Source organism: Streptomyces sp. NBC_01296 (assembly GCF_035984415.1).
Classification (GTDB): Bacteria; Actinomycetota; Actinomycetes; order Streptomycetales; family Streptomycetaceae; genus Streptomyces.
On record NZ_CP130720.1, the window covers coordinates 5,886,721 to 5,905,045 of the forward strand.

17 protein-coding genes and 1 tRNA gene are annotated in these 18,325 nt (G+C 72.7%); 9 read left to right on the plus strand and 9 right to left on the minus strand.

Translation table 11 applies throughout. The annotated features are described in order from the left end of the window. Positions 1-19: 19 nt before the first annotated feature. The 3 genes from OG299_RS26765 to OG299_RS26775 are packed head-to-tail and all read left to right on the plus strand — an operon-like array spanning position 20 to position 3,989. Complete coding sequence (locus tag OG299_RS26765; RefSeq protein WP_327364599.1) at positions 20-2,479, plus strand: phosphoribosyltransferase; 2,460 nt, start codon at positions 20-22, stop codon at positions 2,477-2,479. Next, complete coding sequence (locus OG299_RS26770) at positions 2,476-3,330, plus strand: HAD family hydrolase (RefSeq protein ID WP_327362857.1); 855 nt, start codon at positions 2,476-2,478, stop codon at positions 3,328-3,330. The genes OG299_RS26765 and OG299_RS26770 overlap by 4 nt, the downstream gene beginning before the upstream one ends. Next, positions 3,327-3,989, plus strand: coding sequence for an O-methyltransferase (locus tag OG299_RS26775; protein ID WP_327362858.1), 663 nt, complete (start codon positions 3,327-3,329; stop codon positions 3,987-3,989). The genes OG299_RS26770 and OG299_RS26775 overlap by 4 nt, the downstream gene beginning before the upstream one ends. A 15-nt stretch (positions 3,990-4,004) precedes the next feature. Here the strand turns inward: OG299_RS26775 and OG299_RS26780 are convergent, their stop codons facing one another. From OG299_RS26780 to OG299_RS26790, 3 genes are all read right to left on the minus strand, one after another. After that, entirely contained in the window at positions 4,005-4,208 is a 204-nt protein-coding gene (locus tag OG299_RS26780) for an FmdB family zinc ribbon protein (RefSeq protein WP_266629577.1), read from the minus strand. 122 nt (positions 4,209-4,330) lie between these two features. Beyond that, complete coding sequence (locus OG299_RS26785; RefSeq protein WP_266629579.1) at positions 4,331-5,038, minus strand: DUF4383 domain-containing protein; 708 nt, start codon at positions 5,036-5,038, stop codon at positions 4,331-4,333. A gap of 155 nt (positions 5,039-5,193) precedes the next feature. Beyond that, positions 5,194-6,438 carry a hypothetical protein gene (locus tag OG299_RS26790; RefSeq protein ID WP_266629582.1) on the minus strand — a complete coding sequence of 415 codons (1,245 nt, stop codon included), beginning with the start codon at positions 6,436-6,438 and terminating at the stop codon, positions 5,194-5,196. 105 nt (positions 6,439-6,543) lie between these two features. Between OG299_RS26790 and OG299_RS26795 the strand changes: the two genes are divergently transcribed. The 3 genes from OG299_RS26795 (at position 6,544) to OG299_RS26805 (ending at position 8,017) form a co-directional block, all read left to right on the plus strand. Then, positions 6,544-6,618: transfer RNA gene (locus tag OG299_RS26795), tRNA-Val, on the plus strand. 508 nt (positions 6,619-7,126) lie between these two features. Beyond that, positions 7,127-7,756 (plus strand): TRADD-N-associated membrane domain-containing protein, encoded by a 630-nt coding sequence (locus OG299_RS26800; RefSeq protein ID WP_327362859.1) that lies wholly within the window; start codon positions 7,127-7,129, stop codon positions 7,754-7,756. A gap of 15 nt (positions 7,757-7,771) precedes the next feature. After that, positions 7,772-8,017 (plus strand): DUF2277 domain-containing protein, encoded by a 246-nt coding sequence (locus OG299_RS26805; RefSeq protein WP_266629605.1) that lies wholly within the window; start codon positions 7,772-7,774, stop codon positions 8,015-8,017. 18 nt (positions 8,018-8,035) lie between these two features. On the opposite strand, the gene OG299_RS26810 is transcribed toward OG299_RS26805, so the two are convergent. The 4 genes from OG299_RS26810 to OG299_RS26825 form a co-directional block, all read right to left on the minus strand. Further along, on the minus strand, positions 8,036-8,545 hold the full coding sequence (locus tag OG299_RS26810) for a hypothetical protein (protein ID WP_327362860.1): 510 nt from the start codon (positions 8,543-8,545) through the stop codon (positions 8,036-8,038). Between the two features lie 189 nt (positions 8,546-8,734). Then, complete coding sequence (locus OG299_RS26815; protein WP_327362861.1) at positions 8,735-9,355, minus strand: DedA family protein; 621 nt, start codon at positions 9,353-9,355, stop codon at positions 8,735-8,737. 164 nt (positions 9,356-9,519) lie between these two features. Then, complete coding sequence (locus OG299_RS26820; protein ID WP_327362862.1) at positions 9,520-11,187, minus strand: DUF7800 domain-containing protein; 1,668 nt, start codon at positions 11,185-11,187, stop codon at positions 9,520-9,522. A gap of 247 nt (positions 11,188-11,434) precedes the next feature. Continuing rightward, a complete protein-coding gene (locus OG299_RS26825) occupies positions 11,435-12,097 on the minus strand; it encodes an HNH endonuclease family protein (RefSeq protein WP_327362863.1) in 663 nt (220 codons plus the stop codon). Between the two features lie 569 nt (positions 12,098-12,666). Between OG299_RS26825 and OG299_RS26830 the strand changes: the two genes are divergently transcribed. Beyond that, positions 12,667-13,260, plus strand: a complete 594-nt coding sequence (locus tag OG299_RS26830) for a TMEM165/GDT1 family protein (protein WP_266629615.1) — start codon at positions 12,667-12,669, stop codon at positions 13,258-13,260. 170 nt (positions 13,261-13,430) lie between these two features. Further along, positions 13,431-13,952 carry a DinB family protein gene (locus tag OG299_RS26835; RefSeq protein WP_266633577.1) on the plus strand — a complete coding sequence of 174 codons (522 nt, stop codon included), beginning with the start codon at positions 13,431-13,433 and terminating at the stop codon, positions 13,950-13,952. Positions 13,953-14,315: 363 nt separating this feature from the next. Here OG299_RS26835 and OG299_RS26840 read toward each other — a convergent pair whose 3' ends face one another. Both OG299_RS26840 and OG299_RS26845 read right to left on the minus strand, forming a co-directional pair. Further along, entirely contained in the window at positions 14,316-15,005 is a 690-nt protein-coding gene (locus tag OG299_RS26840) for an HAD-IA family hydrolase (protein WP_327362864.1), read from the minus strand. A gap of 128 nt (positions 15,006-15,133) precedes the next feature. Beyond that, entirely contained in the window at positions 15,134-16,045 is a 912-nt protein-coding gene (locus OG299_RS26845) for a peptidoglycan-binding domain-containing protein (RefSeq protein ID WP_327362865.1), read from the minus strand. Positions 16,046-16,205: 160 nt separating this feature from the next. Here OG299_RS26845 and OG299_RS26850 point away from each other — a divergent pair, with 160 nt between their 5' ends. Further along, the gene (locus tag OG299_RS26850; protein ID WP_327362866.1) at positions 16,206-18,269 is read left to right on the plus strand and encodes a DHA2 family efflux MFS transporter permease subunit; all 2,064 of its coding nucleotides are present in this window, start codon (positions 16,206-16,208) and stop codon (positions 18,267-18,269) included. The last annotated feature ends 56 nt before the right edge of the window (positions 18,270-18,325 follow it).

Below are 18,325 nucleotides of genomic sequence, written 5' to 3' on the forward strand. Positions count from 1 at the left end.
CACGGAGAGAGGCAAGACGATCGACGCGGTGTGGTCGGGAACCTGGGTCGCGGACCGGCTGGGCGTACGCCTGGAGGAGGCCGGCGACCCGGGATCGCCACGGCTGGAGGGGCTGCTCGGGCTGGCGCTGCGGCGCAACCCGAAGCGGGCCCACCTGCTGGTCTCGCAGGTGCTGGGCAAGCACGTCCCGCAGTCCCCGGAGGCCGTCTACGCCGCCGGACACGGACTCGGCGAGCGGGTCCGCGCCCTGCTGGGCGACGATGCCGCCTCCGCGGTGGTCCTCGGGTACGCCGAGACCGCGACGGGGCTGGGCCACTGCGTGGCCGACGGCCTCGGGGCGGCCCCCTACCTGCATTCCACCCGCCGCCCCGTGCCGGGTGTGGAGCCCGCCGGCGGGTTCGAGGAGGCCCACTCGCACGCCACCTCGCACCTGCTGCTGCCGCAGGACCCGAAGCTGCTGGCCGGCAGCGGGCCGCTGGTCCTCGTCGACGACGAGTTCTCCACCGGCAACACGGTCCTGAACACCATCCGCGACCTGCACGCCCGCCACCCCCGCGGGCACTACGTGGTCGTCGCCCTCGTCGACATGCGCTCCCCGGCCGACCGCGACCGGCTCACCGCCTTCGCCGCCGAGCTCGGCGCGCGCGTCGACCTGATAGCCCTGGCCTCCGGCACGGTGCACCTCCCCGAGGGGGTCCTGGCCAAGGGGCAGGCGCTGGTCGAGCAGTACGAGGAGCAAGGCGCGGGCTCTTCCGCGGCCGCTCCGGCTCCGGCCGCCGCCCCGGTCGGGCAGGTCGTACTGGACTGGCCCGACGGGGTCCCCGACGGCGGTCGGCACGGGTTCACCCCCGAGCACCGGGCCCGGCTCGAGGCCGCCCTGCCCGCGCTGGCCCGGCAGCTCGCCGACGCACTCGGAGCCGAGCCCGGGAAGGTCCTCGTACTCGGCAACGAGGAGCTGATGTACGCGCCGCTGCGCCTCGCGCGGGCCCTGGAGGAGTCGGGCGCCGCGGCCGAGGTCCGGTTCTCGACCACCACCCGCTCGCCCGTGCTCGCCGTCGACGACCCCGGCTACGCCATCCGCACCCGGCTCGTCTTCCCCGCCCACGACCTTCCCGCCGACGGGCCCGGCGACCGGTACGCGTACAACGTCGCGGGCGCCGGCTTCGACACCGTCGTCGCCGTCGTCGACAGCCACGGGGACACCGGCGCGCTGCACGCCCCCGACGGGCTCCTCGCGCGCCTGGCCGCGCACGCGGGCCGGGTCCTGCTCGCGGTGATCCCCTCGTACACCCCCGACGTTTCCTCCAACCGGCGGGAGCCGATCATGCCCGAGCCGATCCTGCCCGAGCCCCTGCGCGGACCCGCCTTCTCCTCGTACGCCGCCGAGGACTGCGGCTGGCTGCTCCAGGACCTCTCCGACGTGGCGCTCGAGGCCCCGACCGAGGAGCGCGAGGAGGCCATCCAGGCGGGCGGTGCGCACTACGCCGAATCGCTGCCCGTCGAGTACCAGCCGTCCCCCCAGTACCAGGAGCTGTACCGGAGCGCGCTGGCCGCGTCCGCCGCCCGCATGGCCCGGGCCGTCGGCACGGTCACCGAGACGGTCCTCGCCGAGCGGTCCCCCTCACCGGTCCTCGTCTCGCTCGCCCGCGCCGGCACCCCCGTCGGCGTCCTCATGCGCCGCTGGGCCCAGGCCCGGCACGGCCTGGACCTGCCGCACTACGCCGTCTCCATCGTGCGCGGCCGCGGCATCGACCCCAACGCGCTGCGCTGGCTGGCCGCCCACCACGACCCCGCCGACGTGGTCTTCGTGGACGGCTGGACGGGCAAGGGCGCCATCACGCGCGAGCTGTCGGCGGCTCTTCGGGAGTTCCCGGGCTTCGATCCGGAGATCGTGGTCCTCGCCGATCCGGGCTCCTGCGTGCGCACGTACGGCACCCGCGAGGACTTCCTGATCCCCTCCGCCTGCCTCAACTCCACCGTTTCCGGACTGATCTCGCGTACGGTGCTCAGGTCCGATCTGGTCGGGCCCGCCGACTTCCACGGCGCGAAGTTCTACCGCGAGCTCGCCGGAGCCGATGTCTCCACCGGCTTCATCGACGCCGTCGCCGCCCGCTTCGACGAGGTGGCCGAGACCGTCGACGCCGAGGTCAAGGAGCTCCTCGCCGCGGACCGCACACCCACCTGGGAAGGCTGGGCGGCGGTCGAGCGGATCAGCGAGGAGTACGGCATCCACGACGTGAACCTGGTCAAGCCCGGCGTCGGCGAGACGACGCGGGTGCTGCTGCGGCGCGTGCCGTGGAAGATCCTGGCGCAGCGCGGCGCCGGGGCCGACCTGGACCACGTACGGCTGCTCGCCGAGCAGCGGGGCGTGCCGGTGGAAGAGGTCGACGGGCTGCCTTACACGTGTGTAGGACTCATCCATCCCCGTTTCACGCGCGGCGCCACGGGCGCCGACGGAAAGGCTGTGGCCTCCAAGTGACTGTCCTGGTAGCCAGTGATCTCGACCGCACGCTCATCTACTCGGCGGCCGCGCTCGGCCTGACCATGCCCGACCCGGTGGCCCCGCGGCTGCTGTGCGTCGAGGTGCACGAGAGCAAGCCGCTGTCGTTCATGACGGAGGCGGCCGCGGTGCTGCTGGCCGAGCTGACCGCCGATCCCGCGGTGGTCTTCGTCCCGACCACGACCCGTACGCGCAAGCAGTACCAGCGCATCCGCTTCCCCGGGCGCCCGGCGCAGTACGCGATCTGCGCCAACGGCGGGCAGCTGCTGGTCGACGGGGTCCCGGACCGGGACTGGCGGCGCCAGGTGGCGGCGCGGCTTGCGGAGGAGTGCGCCCCGCTGGAGGAGGTGCACGGGCACCTGCTGGCCACGGCGGACCCGGCGTGGCTGCGCAAGGCGCGGGTCGCGGAGGACCTGTTCGCGTACCTGGTCGTCGAACGCGCCCTGGTCCCGGAGGAGTGGGTCAAGGCGCTGGCGGAATGGGCCGACGGGCGCGGCTGGACGGTCTCCCTCCAGGGCCGCAAGATCTACGCCGTGCCGCGCCCGCTGACGAAGAGCGCGGCCATGCACGAGGTGGCCCGCCGTACCGGTGCGTCCACGACCCTCGCCGCCGGCGACTCCCTGCTGGACGCGGACCTGCTGCTCGCGGCGGACGCGGCCTGGCGCCCGGGCCACGGCGAGCTGGCCGACGCGGGCTGGACCGCACCGACGGTCACGCCCCTGGCCACGGCGGGCGTCCTGGCGGGCGAGGAAATCGTGCGCGCCTTCGCCCGGGCGGTTGCCCAGGAGGGGGTCCGGCCGGGCGGTGAACTCGGCACACTGGGTGCATGACCAAGGGCAACAGCACCAAGATCACTGACGAGCTGTACCGCTACATGCTCGACCACAACCCCCCACTGGACGAGATCCAGCGGGGGCTGGTGGCGACGACGTACGGGAAGTTCCCGGACGTGGCCGGCATGCAGTCGGCGGAGGAGCAGGGCCCGCTGCTGGCCTTCCTGGTCCGGCTGACGGGCGCCCGGCACATCGTCGAGATCGGCACCTTCACCGGTTTCTCGACCCTGTCGATGGCGCAGGCACTGCCGGCGGACGGCAGGCTCGTCGCCTGCGACGTCTCGGAGGAGTGGACCGCGTACGGCCGTGAGGCGTGGGAGGCGGCGGGCGTCGCCGACCGGATCGACCTGCGCATCGCCCCGGCGCTGGACACCCTGCGCGCCATGCCGCAGGAGCCGCACATCGACATGGCGTACGTGGACGCGGACAAGGAAAGCCAGATCGCGTACTGGGAGGAGCTCGTTCCGCGGCTGCGCCCGGGCGGGCTGATCGTCACGGACAACACGCTGTACCACGGCACGGTCCTGGACGAGTCCGCCCAGGGCGCGGCGGCGGGGGTGCGCGCCTACAACGACCACGTCGCGGCCGACTCGCGCATGGAGTCGGTCCTGCTGGCGATCTCGGACGGCATCACCCTGTCGCGCAAGCGCCGGTAGCGCGGCAGCGCCGGGTCAGCAGCAGCCCCCACCGCCGCAGCAGCCCCCGCCGGAGGGGGCGGGGGCGCTGCTGGTCCCGCCCACGGCGACGGCGGACAGCAGCTTGACGGTGTCGGCGTGCCCGGCGGGGCAGTCGGCGGGAGCGGACGACTCGGCCATGGGCCGGCTGACCTCAAAGGTGTCGTCGCAGGTCCGGCAGCGGAATTCGTAACGAGGCATGGCCCAAGGCTACAGAGCGGGACGACCCCGCCACAGCCTCGGAGCCCGGCCAGGGCCTCGGGCCCGCCGCCAGGGCCTCGGAGTCCCGCCAGGGCCTCGGCTCGCCGCCGCAGTCTCAGATCTCAGATCCCGTGCAGGGCGGCGGCGCGTGCCCGGTCCTCGCGTGCGGCCTGCTCGGGGTTGCGGGCGCGCCAGTACGGATTGTCGTGCGGCAGGGCGCTGCCCACCCGCCCGTACATCCCGAACCACATCAGCATCACGCCGACGACGAAGCTGAACAGCACGTTCTGGATCTGGAAGGCCAGGAAGTTGAGGCCGGTGTCCAGCAGGGCCAGGTTCACGAACCCGCTGGCAATGAAGGCCAGCCCCAGCACGATGTTGAGGGTGGAGGCGAAGTTCCCGCCGATCACCATCCCGACGAAGAGCAGCAGCCCGATGCAGATCGACAGGACGCTCAGCGCGCCGTTGGTGTTCAGCGCGAGCACCCGGTCGCCGCCGGTGTCGAAGAAGCCGATCTGGTCGATGAGCCCGAGGATCCCGAAGACGACCAGCAGCAGACCCGTCAGGCCTGCGCCCACCCGGTACACCTTGCTGAGCTTGTGGTCGGAGGGCAGGTGCTCGTCGAGCCGGGCATTGACGGGATGCGCGACGCGCCGCACCAGATAGGGGACGTGCGGTGCGGGGAGCTCGATCGGCGCATGGGACACGTACGGCGCGTAGTGCTCATGGGGTTCGTGACACCCGTAGGCCGCGTGCGGTGCGGTCACGGGGGGTGCGCTCGCGCGGGGTGCGCCGGACGCACGAGACGTATGCGAAACGTGGGCAGCCATCACGCCCTCCTCTTCCAGCCACCTTCCAGCATCCGCCCGCACCCCCGCTGCGACAAGCGCGGGCGGGGCGGGGCGGGGCGGGACCGGTGGCGGGACCGGGGCGGGGCAGTGTCGTCACCGGGGCGGGGCGGGGCGGGGCGGGGCGGGCGCGGACCTCAGCCGCTCCCGCGTCCGCCTCGGATGTCGGAGACGACCCGCCCCACGTCCGCGCGCACCTGCTCCATCTCCTGGAGGAAGTGCCAGTAGTCGGGGTGCCGCTCCTCCAGCGCGGCGAGCGCCCGCTCCATCCGCGCCACCGCCCCGTCCAGCGGCCCCGCATGCCGCGGATCGGGCACACTGCGGCCCTCCATCGCCAGCCGCTGCGCATCCCGGATCGCGAACCGGGTCCGCTGCACCTCCGCCTGCGGGTCCCGCGCGACCGCCTCCAGCCGCGACAGCCGGTCCTGCGCGGCCGACACCGCCTCGTCGGTCGCGTCCAGCGCACCCCGGACCGCCTCGACCAGCGCCCCGACGTCCGCCCAACGCTGCTCCTCCCGCGCCCGTGCGGCCTCCCTCAGCTGCTCCTCGGCCCGCGCCACGTCCCGTACGGCCTGGTCCGGCACCTGCTGCAGGTCCTGCCAGCACGCGGCACTGAACCGCCGGCGCAGCTCACTGAGGACCGGATCGACCCGGTCCGCCCGGTTGCGCAGCGCCTGCGCGCGGGTCCGCAGGCTCACCAGGCGCCGGTCGATCTCCGCGGCCCGCTCCGGGAGCCGCGCGACCTCGGCCCGTATGGCCTCCGCGTCCCGCAGGATCCGGTCCGCGCGCTGGACGGTCTCCTGCACCCCGTGCTGCGCGGCGCCCTGGTTCAGCAGGGTCAGCTCCGGCCCCAGCGCGGCCAGCCGCGCAGCGAACTCGTCGGCCCGCATCCCCTTGCCGCGCACGTCGTCCAGCGCCGTGCTCGCCGCGAGCAGCGCGGCCCTGGCCCGCTCCCGGGCGGGCGCCACCCGCGCCAGCTGCGTCTCGGCCTTGTCCAGCAGCGGCTGCAGCCCCTGCGCGAACCGGTCGAGCTCGCCCTTGACCCGCACGAGCTCGTCCCGCGCCCGCGTCAGCTGCTCCCGCGCCCGGGAGGCGACGGACCCCTCGAGGTCCACCCGGTCAAGGTCGTGCGCGTCGACGGCCTCGATGTACACATGGCTGACCTGGTCGATCCGCTGCCCGAGCGCGGCGAACCCCTCCCCGGCCTGCCGCGCCGCGGGAGACCCGTCGGCGGCCGCGATGGTCTCCATGGAGATCCGCAGATCCCGCTGCGCGGTGTCCAGCTCGTAGAACGCGGCCGCGGCAGCATCCTTCGCCGCCTGCGCATCCGCCCGCCGACTCTCGTCCCGCCCGCCGAACCACCGCCGGGATGCCGTCGTCACAATCCCTCTCCCGTACCGCCTCCGCCATGCCCCGGTCCATTCTCTCCCACGGATGCGGGTTTGCGTGGGGGGTGCGGCTGCCATGTAGGCTGTCCACTCGTCCACGGGTGTGTAGCTCAGGGGTAGAGCGCTGCTCTTACAAAGCAGATGTCGGCGGTTCGAAACCGTCCACGCCCACCAGTACAAGTCCCCCAACCGATCTTGGTTGGGGGCCTTTTGTCATCGTGCGCGGCACGTAGCGTGGGTCACCGTCCGGCCCTGCAGCCGTATGCAAGCCGCCCCGTCGATCGGTGCCAGACGGGCGGCGGGCGTCTCGTACTGAGCTGCGTGGAGTTCGTCGCCGGGCTGCCCGCGCGGGCGGACCTGTTCATGGGCGTGACGCGCCCTTGCGTGGGCTTCCATGAGGCAGGTCGGGATCGTCTCGGCCGGCCGCCGGTCACGGCTCCGAACGATTCCCCGGCCCAGAGTGATACCGAACTCGCCATGCGTCGCCCTCCCCTGCGCCGTCAGAATGCCCGAGCTGCATCCTCCCCACGGTGTGGGCTCGGGGTGGGACACGCAAAGGGGCCGGGCGTACGGGTCGCGCACCGGCACGTGGCCGGATCGCGGGCAACGTCCTGACGTGACCGGGTAGTTCGTCGTTACGGGAGCCTTGACGGGTTGTTGAGGGCCCGGCGATCGTCGGGGGATGGGCGAGTGGGTGGTGGGGGGTGTCGCGTTGCTGGCAGTCGTGGCCGGCGGCGTGGCGTACGTCGCTTTGGACCGCATGGCTAGAGACGGGTTCGAGCGGCGGCGGGATGATGAGCGGGCGCGGTTGCTGGCGCGGGTGGCGGGGCCAGCGGAGGTTGGGGGGGATCCGAAGTACGCCGATGTCGGGGGGATGCCGGCCGGGCGGGAGGGGCACGGGGACGCCGAGTTCACCACCGTGCTCGTGGAGTACTACGCGTACGGGCTGACGCAGGCGCGCAGCAGCTTCGCCACCAGCCAGCGGTTTGCCGGGGCCGGCGCCGCCATACTGCTGCTCGGGGTGGCGCTGGCCGTGTGGAAGGCCGAGAGCAGTGGGGATCTCTACCTCGGCGTGGTCATGAGCTCGGTCGGCGTCGTCGTCACGCTCGTCGGGCAGCTGTTTCACCGGCGGGCCGACATCGCGCTCAGGCACATGGCCGATCAGACCGCCTCCCTGCGTGAGGACCGGCGGGCCGCCGCCGCCATGCAGCAGGCCGTCGAGCTGCTCGACGAGGTCGCGGATCCTGTGCTGCGGGCGCGGCTGCAAGCTGGTTTGATCATGAAACTGTCCGGGGCCGAGCTGCCCCAGTAGCGGGATAGTGGGGGTATGTGCCGTTCCATCAAGACTCTGCGCCCGCCCGCCATCCCCGAGAAGGCCACCGAGGAGGAGATCCGCGCCGCCGCGCTGCAGTACGTACGGAAGGTGTCCGGGTTCCGGGCGCCCGCCGCGCACAATCAGGAGGTCTTCGAGGCCGCCGTGGAGGCGATTGCCGAGGCGACGCGGGACCTGCTGGACGGGCTGCAGGTCAGAGGCGCGGTGGCGGCCACCGCCACCGCCGCCGTCACCGCCTAGGTTCGACCCGCCCCGGGGTCACGACATGCGGGAGCGGCGGCGCAGGACCCAGACGCCGGTGCCCAGTGCGCCTGCGGCCATCGTGCCGCCCAGGGCGATCTGGCCGGAGCTCATCGCGCCGATGCTGCCGCCCAGCCCGCCGCGTGCCGCGCCGGTGGTGACCTGGAGGGAGACGGTGACGCGCTGACCGCCCGCGCCGCCGCACTCGAAGGTGACGGAATGCGCGCCGGCGTTGGCGTTGCTGAAGACGGTGGCGTTGCCGAAGAGGTTGGTGGCCTCGAGGTTGCCCGGCGTCAGCCGTACGTCGCCGAAGGCGGTGGACGAGGCAAGGCCGGTCTTGGTCCCGCAGCCGGTGACGTTCAGGCTGACCCGGCCGCCGGGGGCGACTGCGGTGGGGGAGACTCCGGCAGAGGGCGAGGCCGCGTAGGCGATCGTGAGGGGAGTGGCCGCGGCGAGGACGAGGGTCGCGGCCGCGACCCTTGCAAGGAGGCGGCGGTTCGGCAGCTGGGCGAGCGGCTTGGCGGGCATGGAGAGAACTCCTCGGGCTCCTCGAAACGGCACGGCCAGGCCACGGATGTGACGCGGATTCGGATGCGCACCGTGTTGTGGACGCTAGGAGCCCGGGCCCGGGGCGGCGATCGGGGCCGGGTGAACGGGTGAGCCGCTGCTCCGCCCGGGGGAACCGGTACGAGAGGGCTGCGGGCTGAGGGCTGCGGGCTACGCCGCTGTCGGGGCGGGGCGGCGGACGACGAAGGCCGCCAGGGCCCCCGCGGCGAAGAGGGCGATCACGGAGACCGCCGTGCCGAGCCAGGCGGCGCCGAGCCACTGGGTGCCGAAGTAGCCCAGGGCCACGCTGTACCCGGCCCAGGCCATGCCGGCCAGCACAGACCAGGGCAGGAACTCCATGAGCTTGCGGTGGGTCTTGCCCGCACCCAGGGAGACCACCGAGCGGCCGGCCGGGGCGAAGCGCGCGATCACCACGAGGGCGCCGCCGCCGCGGGCCAGGGCCGCGCCCAGGTGTTCCTGGGCCTGGGTGAGGCGGCGGGACCGGGCGATGGCGCGGTCCAGCCGGGCCCCGCCGCGCCGGGCCAGCCGGAACGCGGCCATGTCACCCAGTACCGACGAGGTCGCGGCGATGACCAGCAGCGCCAGGATGTCCGGCACCTGCGCCGGAACCGGCACCGGCCCGGCCGCCCCGGCGGCTGCCGCAGCCGCCGCAGCAGTGATCACCAGAACCCCGCTCGGCAGCACCGGCAGGAAGACGTCGAGCACGACGGACAGCGCCACCACGGCGTAGATCCATGGGCTCGTGGTCAGCGACCCCAGAGTCTCAAACAAAGCGGGACTCCCCAGTCCGATTGACGTGCTTCGGCATGAAGCGCCGCGACGTCGCGGGGGAGCGGCAGGAGCGGCTTGACAGCCATACAGCGTACGCCTGGCGTTGGTGCGCCGTACGCCCGGGGGCCTCCCGGCCCACAGTGTGTCAGCCCCCTCCGTCCGTCTCAGTCCGCCGCCGTCAGCTCGCGGTCCAGCACCGTCACCAGCCGGGCCCGCTGCTGTCCCTTGCCGGCTTTGTGCGCCTGGTCCAGGCGCAGCCGGGCCGACCGGCCCGCCAGCGCCAGCGTCATCAGCTGGTTCCCGAACCACGGCCCACCCGTACGACGCCAACTCAGTGGCGGACGCCCCGTCCGCCCGTGCCGCGAGAACCCGCGCCCCAGCCACCGCCCCGCCCGCGACCAGCCCAGCCGGAAGCCCCACTTCACCACCGTGTGGATCGAGTTGTGCACCGGCGAGCACGTCAACTGGAACACCCGCGCCGTACTGGGTATTCGGGGCTCGGCCACGTACGCGTGATGCACGTCCCCGGACAGCACGCACACCGTCGCCGGCGCCCGCGGCCCCGTCCCGACCTCCTCGATCAGATCGCTGAGCACCGCGAACGAGGCCGGGAACGCCGCCCAGTGCTCCAGATCGCTGCGCCGCCGCAGATCCTCCCCGATCCGCGCCCACCGCGACCCCCGCTCACCACGGCACAGCGCGGCATTCCACACCTCCGCGTCATGTATCAGCGGCGGCATCAGCCACGGCAGCGAAGAACCGATGAGGAGGTGGTCGTAACCGCCGTGCCCGGCAAGGGCGTTGTCGCGGAGCCACTGCTGCTCCGCCGGATCGAGCATGGCCCGCCCGTCCTCGGCCAGCACCCGCGCCGCCCGCGTATCCACCATGAGCAGCCGCGACCGGCCGAAGTCGCGCCGATAGCTCCAGCGCACCGAGCCCGGATCGGCATCCGCCGCGGCGGCGAAGGCCCGCAGCGCATCCGTACCGTCCGGGGTCTTGCGTACGGCCTCGTACAGCGGGTCGGCGGCGAGCTCGGCCGGCGAGAGATTCCCCAGGTGCTGGTACACCCAGTACGACATCAGCCCGCTGAGCACCCGCTCCTGCCACCACGGCGTCGCCCGCATCTGCGCCAGCCAGGCCGCGCTGGTGTTCCAGTCGTCCACGACATCGTGGTCGTCGAATATCTGCAGGCTGGGGACGGTGGAGAGCAGCCAGCGGATCTTCGGGTCGAGCCAGGACTCGTAGTAGAGCCGCGTGTACTCCTCGTAGTCCGCGACCTGCGCGCCGGGCGCATCCCGCAGATCCCGCCGGGCCGCGATCCACTGTCTGGTCTCCCGGGACAGCTGGTCCGCGTACACCTGGTCGCCCAGCAGGAGCAGCACATCCGGCCGCACCTCGTCCGGATCGGCGGCCAGCCGCGCCGCGAGGGTGTCCAGGGCATCCGGACCGTGCGGCCCGTGCCGGCCGGCCGGCGGCGCGGCCTGCCGGCAGGACCCGAACGTCACCCGCAGCCCCGGGGCCGGCCGCCCGGCCGCCGCGACGGCGGGCGTGGTGATCGTGCTCGGCGGGAAGGCCGTGCCCGCCGGCGGCCAGACCTGCACGCCGTCGAGCAGCACCTCGTACGCCGTGGTGCTCCCCGGGGTCAGGCCGGTCACGGGCACCAGGGCGTAGTGGTGCCCGGCGACCTGGAAGGTGCGCACGCTGCCGGCGGCCCCGTCGGCGCAGCGCACTTCGGCCGTGCACGGGCGGTCGGCCTCGACCCATATCGTGGCCGAACCGCCCGTGTCCCAGTCGACATAGCGAAGCAGCGGCCCCAGACGCAATCCGGCCATGCAACTCCCCCTCCTCCGTAGCCCCTTCGATCACGGTACGACGGGGAGGGGGAGCGTGGCCTCCCCCTGGCGGGGGAAAGGCCGGGTGAATGGTCGGTGGCGAGGTCGGTGGCCGGTCGAGCGGCCGGTCAGGCGACCGGTCGGGTGACCGGTCAAGCGGCCGGTTCGGCCTTCGGATCGGTCTTCGGTTCGGCCTTCGGTTCGGTCTTCGGGTCCGCCTCCGGTTCGGCCTCGCCCCGTCGGCGGATCAGCAGCCGTTGAGGATGTTCACCAGGGCCGTCTTCTCGCCGGAGTCCATGCTCAGGGCCCAGTACTGCTTCACCTGGACCCACATGCGGGCGTAGGTGCAGCGGTAGGCGGTCCGCGGCGGCAGCCACTTGCCCGGGTCGAGGTCGCCCTTGGCCTGGTTGACGTTGTCGGTGACCGCGATGAGCTGCGGGCGGGTGAGGTCGTTGGCGAACTGCTGGCGCTGGGCGGTGGTCCAGGAGCTGGCCCCGGAGCGCCAGGCCTCGGCGAGCGGGACGACGTGGTCGATGTCGAGGTCGCCGGCGGCGGTCCAGGTGGCGCCGTCGTACTCGGAGTACCAGCTGCCGCTCACGGAAGCGCAGGCCGAGTCGGTGACGACGTTGACGCCGTCGCGCTTGAGGACCGTCTCGCGGGTGTTGCAGGTTCCGGAGACGGTGCTCCAGTGCGGGAAGAGGCTGCGGCTGTAGCCGCTGAGAGAGCCTTCGGTCTTCGGGGTGACCGTGGCGAGGTAGGAGCGGGCGGCCGCGGCGCTGATGGGGGTGGGCGGGGCGGCCTGGGCGGCGGGCGCGCTTACGAGGGAGGTGAGGGCGGCGAGCGTGGCGGCTGACGCGAACATGCCGATTCGACGCGCGTAGACAGTGGATATGGGGGTCTTGAGGGCCATGAGGGGGCTCCCTGGGTGGGGGGTGTGGCCGGTCGGCCCCGGAGGGGCGCGGCCATGGTGGCGGCGCCAGATTGCGTGGCGGCGGGCGCAAGGTTACAGGCTTGCGACATGAGCACGTCATGTGCGTGCGCGGGTAACTCCCAGGGATTAAGCGGAAGTTGTTCTTCCAGGTGGGGGCGGCGGGGGTGGTGGGGGTGGGGTGGAAGCGGGGTGGAGGTGGGGCGGGTGCGGCCGGGGGCGGCGAGCGGTGTGGAGTCGAGACGGGACCAAGGGCCTATTTCGGGCGGCGGGGCCGTCGCGTATTCTGTGGGGAGCAGAAGGGGAGTAGCTCTTCGCCGGACCGTCGACATACTGCTGGGTCACTCCAGCCGGCGCCCGGAGGCAGGCCGCATGCAGCGGTCGGCCAGCGAGACCTTCGGCCGCAGTGTCCTGTTCTTGTTCATCTGCACCCGTCCACACGCGGGTGCGTGGACGCAGTCAGGGCGCCGCCGAGCCGAAGCGACGCCTGAAACACCCCAGGTCTCTCGGTATCGATGGCGTCCTGCCCGACCGATTGAGGTTCCGCCCCCGTGTTTAGCAGCACCTTCAGCATCACCGTCACGGCGATCGCCTTCGGAGTCGTCTTCCTCGCGGAACTCCCCGACAAGACCGCTCTCGCCGGCCTGATGCTCGGCACCCGCTACCGCGCCTCGTACGTCTTCGCCGGGGTCGCCGCCGCCTTCGCCGTACACGTCGCACTCGCCATCGCCGCAGGCAGCGTGCTCACCCTGCTCCCGCACCGGCTCGTCCAGGGCGTCGTCGGTGTCCTCTTCCTGGCGGGCGCGGCCATGCTGCTCCTGAAGAAGAGCGACGGGGACGAGGAGGTCAAGGCACCTGCCGACCAGTCCTTCTGGAAGGTCTCCGGGGCCGGATTCATGCTGATCCTCGTGGCCGAGTTCGGTGACCTGACCCAGATCATGACCGCCAACCTCGCGGCGCGCTACGACAGCCCCGTCTCGGTCGGCCTGGGCGCCGTCCTCGCCCTGTGGGCGGTCGCGGGCATCGGAATCCTGGGCGGGAAGACCCTCATGAAGTACGTGCCGCTGCGCCTGATCACGAAGGTCGCGGCGGGCGTGATGGCGGCGCTGGCCGCGTTCTCGCTGTACGAGGCCATCGCGGGCTGACGGGAGTGCGGGCGGGGGTGGACAGGGGTCGGACTGGGCTGCCGGCCGGGCGCGGGGATATCCCGTTGCGGGAGGCGGACGTACGGGGCACGCTCGCGGGCGTGATCGATAGCACTGACTCCGCGTCCGCGTCCGGGTTCGAGCCCGATCGGCGTTTTGGCTGGTCCAACATGTTCGTCCACCCCGACGAGGACATCCGCACCGATGGCGGCTTCCAGGGCGAACGCGCCGTCCTCGCCGGTTACCTGCGCGACCAGCGGCTGACGCTGGAGCTGAAGTGCGCGGGACTCGACGCCGAGGCGATGGCCCGCCGCTCGGTGGAGCCGTCGAACCTCTCCCTGCTGGGGCTCGTACGGCACCTGGCGGGGGTGGAGCAGTACTGGTTCCGCCAGGTGATGGCGGGCGAGGACGTACGACGGCACTACCGCTCGGCGGAGGATCCCGCGGCGGACTTCACGGAGGCGGTGGCTGACCCGGCGGTGGTCGCGGACGCGTGGGCCACCTGGCGGGCCGAGATCACCTTCGCGGAACAGCTGGTGGCCGAAGCCCCGGACTTGGGTGTCGTGGGCGACGGCGGCGGAGAGCCGATGGAGCTCCGGGAGGTCCTGGTCCACATGATCGAGGAATACGCCCGCCACAACGGCCATGCCGATTTCCTGCGCGAGCGGATCGACGGGCGGGTGGGGCAGTAGCAGTAGGGGGCTGGCCGGGACGCCCCCGGACGCTCTCCCGACGCGGAGTGCGCGGACCCCGCCCCCCGCCCCCCGCCCCCCGGCATCCCGGCCGGCCCTTGTGACGCCGAGTTTGCGGACCTCGCACCGAAGCTCCCGGCCGGTCTTCCCGGTGCGGAGTGCAAGGACCCAGCCCCGAAGGTCCCGGCCGGCCTTTCCGGCGCGGAGTGCACGGACCCCGCCCCGAGGTCCCGGCCAACCTTCCCAGCCGGAAGTGCCGCGGACCCGACCCGGCGGTCCCGGCCGGCCTTCGGTGCGGAGTGCGCGCACCCCCGCCCCGAGGTCCCGCCCGCCCCTCCGTCGCCGGCCGGGCGGCTGCGGCCCTCAGGCCTTCGGCGTCGGCGTCAGCGTCAGGTGGATCGAGCCGTCCGGGGTGGTCGTCACGCGGATCGCCGTGAGGTCGGGGACGTGGGCCGTCGGGGCGTGGGCCGCGGCGCGGGGGCCTATGCCGATCACGCGCATGCCCGCAGCCAGGCCCGCGGCGATGCCTGCCGCGGAGTCCTCGAAGACGATGCAGTCAGCGGGGTCCACGCCCAGTTCGGCGGCGCCCTTGAGGAAGCCCTCGGGGTCGGGCTTGCTGGCCCCGACCGACTCGGCCGTGACCCGTACCGCGGGCATCGGCAGGGCGGCGGCGGCCATCCGGGCCGTGGCCAGGGCCGCGTCGGCGGAGGTGACCAGGGCGTGCGGCAGCCCGCCGATCGCCGCCATGAACTCCGCGGCTCCGCCGACCGGGACCACGCCGTCGGTGTCGGCGGTCTCGCGGGCGAGCATCACGGTGTTCTCGGCGTAATTGAGCTCCATCGGGCGCTCCGGCAGGAGGATGGCCATCGTGGCGTAGCCCTGGCGGCCGTGAACCACCTTGAGGGCCTCCTGCGGATCCAGCCCGTGGGACACCGCCCAGTCGCGCCAGCAGCGCTCGACCACCGCGTCGGAGTTGACGATGGTGCCGTCCATGTCCAGGAGCAGGGCCTTGGCGGTGAGGACGGCGGGTGCGGTGGTGGTGCTGGCCGACATCGGCGGTGCTCCAGACGGGGCGGGAAAGAGAACAAGCGGTTCCGCCCACCGGTCAGGGAATGCGGGCGGAACCACTTTGTTTCCACACGATACAAAACATCGGGCGGTCCGCGCCACTCCGCCCCGAATCAGCCCGTGCCCTCCAGGGCCCGACGGGTCTGCGGACCGTAGACACCGTCAGGGTCGTCCCAGATCTCGTTGCGCCACTGGAAATCCGAGACGGCCTTCTCCGTGCGGTCGTCGAACCTGCCGTTGATCCGCCCCCGGTACACGCCCTGCCCCGCCAGGAGCCGCTGCATCTTCTCCACCTCCGTGCCCGAATCCCCGTACCGCAGCGTCGGCGCGGGCGGGGGTGGCGCCGGGGCGCTCGGCTTGCTGCTGCTCGGGCTCGCCGACGGGGTCGGGGATGCGGGTGCCGCGCTGCGGGAGGCGGTGGGCGAGGCGGAGGGGGATGCCGACTTGGAGGCGCTCGCTGACGGCGAAGCCGAGGCCGAGGCCGAGCGGGACGGGCTGCTCGTGGCGGCCGACTGCGTCGGGCCGGCCGGAGCCAGGCTCGCGGCGGGCGCGGACGGCTTGGCGTCGAGCAGGACGGTGTCGCTGTCACCGGAGCGCGGGAGCATCCCCAGCGCCAGGGCCGCCGTGCCGATGGCGACCACGGTGCCGGCGCCGGCCAGGACCGTCGGGAGCCGGCGTCGGCGGGACGGGCCGGTCCGCTTCTCGGGGCCCCCTCCCCTTCTCCCCCCGCCCCTCGTCCCGGCTGCCGGGACGGCCGCCCCGAGCTGGACCGTCTCGGCAGGCCAGAGTGCCTGCGGCGGCGCGTCGGGCCAGGCGGACACGGGTATCCCGTACGCCGGGGTGTCGTCCCCCGGCGGCGCCTCGGCGGGACGGGCGTACCCGCCCGCGGGACCGGCCACCACGCCCCGCACCGGATGCGGGGGCGGCGGGTCGTCGGACTGGCCGGGGTCGGGAAGCGTCACGTACGGCCGGATGCGCAGTGGCTCGAAACCGGCCACCGACACGCACCCGCAGTCGACGCCCACGGCGCCGCATTCTGGACAGCGCTCAGCGCTCACTGGAATCCCTCCCTGGCCATTGCCTGCGATTATGCAGACCCTCCGGGGCCTGCCCAACCCGCCCGAGAGGCCATAACCGGCCACACCGCTCAGGATGGACATGTTGATCCGGCCCGAGGAGGAACGGATGGCTCAGGACGTGACCACGGACGACGCGGACCCCGCTCCCCACCCGCAGAAGTCCGGCCCGGCCGCCGAACACGCCTCCCGCGAGGTTCTCGTCTCCATCGGCGCGCTGCTGCTCGGCCTGCTGATCGCCGCCCTCGACCAGACCATCGTCTCCACGGCCCTGCCGACGATCGTCAGCGAGCTGGGCGGGATGGCTCACCTGTCCTGGGTCGTCACCGCGTACATGCTGGCCGCCACCGCCGCCACGCCGCTGTGGGGAAAGCTCGGCGACCAGTACGGACGCAAGAAGCTGTTCCAGGGCGCCATCGTGCTCTTCCTCATCGGATCGGCGCTGTGCGGGCTCGCCCAGGACATGCCGCAGCTCATCGGGTTCCGCGCCCTGCAGGGCCTGGGCGGCGGCGGACTCATCGTGCTGTCGATGGCGATCGTCGGCGACATCGTCCCGCCCCGCGAGCGCGGCAAGTACCAAGGCCTCTTCGGCGCCGTCTTCGGGGCGACCAGTGTCCTCGGACCGCTGCTGGGCGGCCTGTTCGTCGACAACCTGTCCTGGCGCTGGGTCTTCTACATCAACCTCCCCATCGGTCTCGTCGCGCTCGTCGTCATCGCCGCGGTCCTGCACATCCCCGTGCGGCGGCTGAAGCACACCATCGACTACCTCGGCACGTTCCTCATCGCCTGCGTCGCCACCTGCCTCGTGCTCGTCGCCTCCCTCGGCGGCACCTGGGGCTGGGGCTCGGACCGGATCATCGGCCTGGCCGTGCTCGGCGCCGTCCTGCTCGCCGTGTTCCTGTTCGTCGAGCGGCGGGCCGTCGAACCCGTCCTGCCGCTGGGACTGTTCAGGATCCGCACCTTCACCCTCTGCTCGGTGATCAGCTTCGTCGTCGGTTTCGCGATGTTCGGCGCGATGGTCTACCTGCCGACCTTCCTCCAAGTGGTCCAGGGCGTCTCGCCCACCCTGTCCGGCGTCCACATGCTGCCGATGGTGCTCGGCATGCTGATCTCCTCCACCGCGTCCGGTCAGATCGTCAGCCGCACCGGACGGTGGAAGGTCTTCCCGATCGCGGGCACGGGCGTGACCGCGATCGGGCTGCTCCTGCTGCACCAGCTGGAGCGCACCAGCGGCACCTGGGAGATGAGCATCTACTTCTTCGTCTTCGGTACCGGGCTGGGTCTGGTCATGCAGGTGCTGGTGCTGGTCGTGCAGAACGCCGTCAGCTACGCCGATCTCGGCGTCGCCACCTCGGGCGCCACGTTCTTCCGCTCCATCGGCGCCTCCTTCGGCGTCGCGATCTTCGGCACGGTGTTCACCAACCGGCTCGACGGCAAGCTCGCCACTGCCTTCACCGGGCTTCCGGTGCCGCCCGGTTCGGCCGCGCTGGTGGAGGCCGATCCGCGGGCCATCGCACGGCTGCCCGCCGCGGTGCAGTCGCGGGTGCTCGACGCGTACGCCTCCTCCATCACCGACGTCTTCCTCTACGCCGTGCCCGTCGTCCTCGTCGCCTTCGTCATCGCCTGGTTCTTGAAGGAGGACGTGCTCCGCGGCTCGGTCACCGCGCCCGATGTCACCGAGACCCTCGCCTCCAACCCCGTCCACCGCTCCTCCCGCGACGAGGTCGCCCGCGCGCTGACGGTCCTCGGGACCCGTGAGGGCCGCCGCCACGTCTACGAGAAGATCACCGAGAAGGCCGGCTTCGACCTGCTGCCCGCGTCCAGCTGGCTGCTGCTGCGGATCAAGAAGTACGGCTCGACCGAACCCGCGATGCTCGCGGAACGGACCACCGTGCCGCTGAAGGTGATCACGGACGCCGCCCGCCAGATCGAGGAGCGCGGACTCGCCGTACGGGATGGACTGCCGCTCGTCCTGACTCACCGCGGGCGGGAGTACGCCGAGAAGCTGGCCGAGGCCCGCGAGGAGTCGCTCGCCGAGCTGCTCGGCGACTGGTGGGGCCCTGACCGCCCGACCGACCTGGTCAAGCTGGTCAAGGAGATCAATGCCGAGCTCTGCGGATCCGACGCCGAGGAGCCCTATGACTCCGCGCCGCGCCGGGACCACGCCGCCTGACGAAATACAGGTGTCCTGCCCACGTGCCCGTGCATTCTTGGGTCCCTCGGGACGTT